This window comes from Paenibacillus sp. 01T422, assembly GCF_056398785.1.
The window spans coordinates 1-2,773 of the sequence record NZ_JBFTQB010000867.1 but is presented as its reverse complement, the minus strand read 5'-3'; the positions used below and the strand labels follow the sequence as shown (position 1 = coordinate 2,773).

The following is a 2,773-nucleotide window of genomic DNA, read 5'->3' as shown; positions in this document are numbered from 1 at the left end:
CCGGTTATCAAGAGAGATAGAAGCGACCAATTGAACATGGGCATCATGAAGCTCTATTTTAACGGTGGGAAAAAGAAAAAGATCAGAGCGGTGGATTTCGTCGGAACCCTAGCCAAAATTGAAGGTGTGAGCGCAGCGGATATCGGCATTATTACAATTCAGGACAACGTTTCGTATGTGGATATTCTGAACGGCAAGGGACCGATGGTGCTCAAAATCATGAAGAACACAACGATCAAGGGAAAGCTCCTGAAAGTGCATGAAGCGAASAAGTAAGGGGAGAATATCCGGTAGGCCATCATGGCTTAGCGGATTTTTTTCGTCCGCAGGGGGTTCCAGGGTTCATTGAAGGTTAAAATTTTACTCAAACGAGTTAATTATTTGACTTACCCGGGTGCGCCCTCGCAGGGTAGACTATAGAAAACACAACACATGGGGTGAATAATAATATGGCCAACAATACACATACACATTCGAGCACCCTTTCAAATGCGAAAGTGAAACGCAGAAGTTCGATGGCGCAAATACGTGAGGACCTGATCGGATATGCGTTCGTTGCTCCAATGGTACTCGGACTTTTTGTTTTTACTTTATTTCCAATTATTGCGTCCTTCTTCCTCAGTTTCACGGATTGGAACTTTGTTGCCGGTTTTTCGAAAGTGAAATTTCTCGGCTTAGATAACTTTATCAAGCTTTTGCACGATTCCGTCTTCCTATTATCTTTGAAAAATAACATGATTTTAATGATCGTCGTTCCTTTAACACTCATATTTTCGCTTCTTCTAGCGGTCGTCATCGATAAAAAGATCTATTTGAAAGACTTCTTCAAAGTTATATACTTTATCCCTTATATTTCTAGTGTTGTTGCTGTAGCGATCGTGTTTCAGGTGCTATTTCATCCAACGTACGGTCCGATTAACCAAATTTTGATGGATCTAGGCTTTGCGAATCCGCCGAAATGGCTAGCTGACCCCGATGTTGCCTTATATTGCGTCATGGGACTTATGATTTGGATCAGTATCGGATATAACATGATTATTTTCATGGCTGGCTTGCAGTCCATTCCCAAAGATCTCTATGAGGCAGCGGATATTGATGGGGCATCCAAGTTTAGACAACTTATGAGCATCACCGTACCTCTTTTATCGCCAACAACGTTCTTCCTGCTAGTAACGGGGATTATCGGTACCTTTAAAGCATTTGACGTTATTTCCGTCCTTACAGGCGGGGGACCTGCGAACTCTACGACCGTCGTCGTTTATCGTCTATATGAAACAGCCTTTGTTAACCTACAATCCGGTTATGCCTCTGCTATGGCAATTGTACTTCTGTTGCTTGTGCTTCTGATTACACTTGTACAATGGCTTGGACAACGTAGATGGGTGAACTACTAAGAGAAGGAGGAATACCACGATGGACAAGAATCAAAAGTTGAAAAAAATTCTCGTTACATTAGTTATGCTAGTCGTTGGCATACTATTTATGTCGCCATTCCTTTGGATGATCTCCGCTTCCATGAAACCGGAAGCCGACGTGTTCGCCTATCCGATTCAGTGGATCCCGCAGCATTGGAATGTGATTGAAAACTATAAAGCAGTTTGGGAAACCAAATTCTCGCTATACTATTGGAATTCCATTAAGGTTTCGGTCTTAACAACAGCGTTATCCGTTTTACTTTCGTCTATGGCCGCATACGCCTTCTCGAAAATCAAGTTCCGCGGTCGGGGCGCGCTATTCGTGCTTATCCTGGCGATCTATATGATTCCCAGCCAAGCCATTCTCGTGCCGCAGTTCCTGCTATTCCGTTGGATCGGGTTGTTCGACAGTCACTTTGGTTTAATTCTACTGGGTTCATTCAGTGTTCTTGGAACATTCATGCTTCGTCAGTTCTATCTAGGTATTCACGATGAGTATATGGAGTCAGCTCGGATGGACGGCGCGGGTCATATCCGAATTTTCTGGTCCATTTGTACACCGCTTGTTCGTCCAGCCATTGCTACGTATGCGATTCTGCGTTTCATCTGGACATGGAATGATTACCAGAATCCACTGATTTTCCTAAGAACCAAAGATTTATTCACGCTTCCGCTAGGCATCCGGTCTTTCGCTGATTTGAATGGTGAGTTCTACTCCCTAATCATGGCTGCATCGGTATCGGCCATCGTGCCGCTACTAATCATCTTCATCATTGGACAAAAGCAGGTTATCGAAGGTATTTCGACGGGCGGCGTGAAGGGTTAATCCAAAAAGTCAAAATAAGAGTGCATGAGGTTAAAATAGTGCCTCGTGCGCTCCACTGAAGTTTGTTACGATCGGTCATGTAAAGGTTTTCACACAAATCAAAGCTCACTTGGAGGGGTTCCTATGAAAAAAGGTTTACTAGTTTTAAGTGGTGTGCTTGCTATCAGTACTGCACTTGCAGGCTGCGGTAATAAAAGCGAAACACCTGCTGCCGATAGCGGTGCTGCGGGCGGAACGAAAGCTCCTGTTACGATTAAAGTTCAAGGTTGGTATACGGAAGCGCAAGGGAACTGGAATGCAACTGTTGATGCTTACAACAAATCACACCCGAACGTTAAAGTCGTCTATGAGAGCATGTCCGAAAAAGGTGATTCTCAAGAAGGTATGAAAAAGCTTGACCTTCTAGCTGCTTCAGGCGAGCAAATGGACGTTGTGATGTATTCCAGCGCATCCGATTTCGCTCAACGTGTAGGCGCAGGAATCTTGGAGCCGCTTGATGAGTACCTGAAGAAAGATAACATTGTTGTAAAAG

At 44.0% G+C, this 2,773-nt stretch carries 4 protein-coding genes; all 4 read left to right on the top strand.

The window, feature by feature from the left end; all coding sequences use genetic code 11:
• Positions 1–276, top strand: a 276-nt coding sequence (locus tag AC1DUA_RS32635) for a DbpA RNA binding domain-containing protein (protein WP_477503689.1), incomplete at its 5' end; no start/stop codon positions are given.
• A gap of 173 nt (positions 277–449) precedes the next feature.
• A complete protein-coding gene (locus AC1DUA_RS32630) occupies positions 450–1,394 on the top strand; it encodes a carbohydrate ABC transporter permease (RefSeq protein ID WP_477503688.1) in 945 nt (314 codons plus the stop codon).
• 19 nt (positions 1,395–1,413) lie between these two features.
• A complete protein-coding gene (locus tag AC1DUA_RS32625; RefSeq protein ID WP_477503687.1) occupies positions 1,414–2,241 on the top strand; it encodes a carbohydrate ABC transporter permease in 828 nt (275 codons plus the stop codon).
• Positions 2,242–2,364: 123 nt separating this feature from the next.
• Positions 2,365–2,773 (top strand): ABC transporter substrate-binding protein (locus AC1DUA_RS32620; RefSeq protein ID WP_477503686.1); only part of this gene is annotated, 409 nt, incomplete at its 3' end.

Bases quoted from the DNA above. Each gene is read 5' to 3' on its own strand.
- AC1DUA_RS32630 (WP_477503688.1), top strand. From the start codon at position 450: ATGGCCAACAATACACATACACATTCGAGCACCCTTTCAAATGCGAAA.
- AC1DUA_RS32625 (WP_477503687.1), top strand. From the start codon at position 1,414: ATGGACAAGAATCAAAAGTTGAAAAAAATTCTCGTTACATTAGTTATG.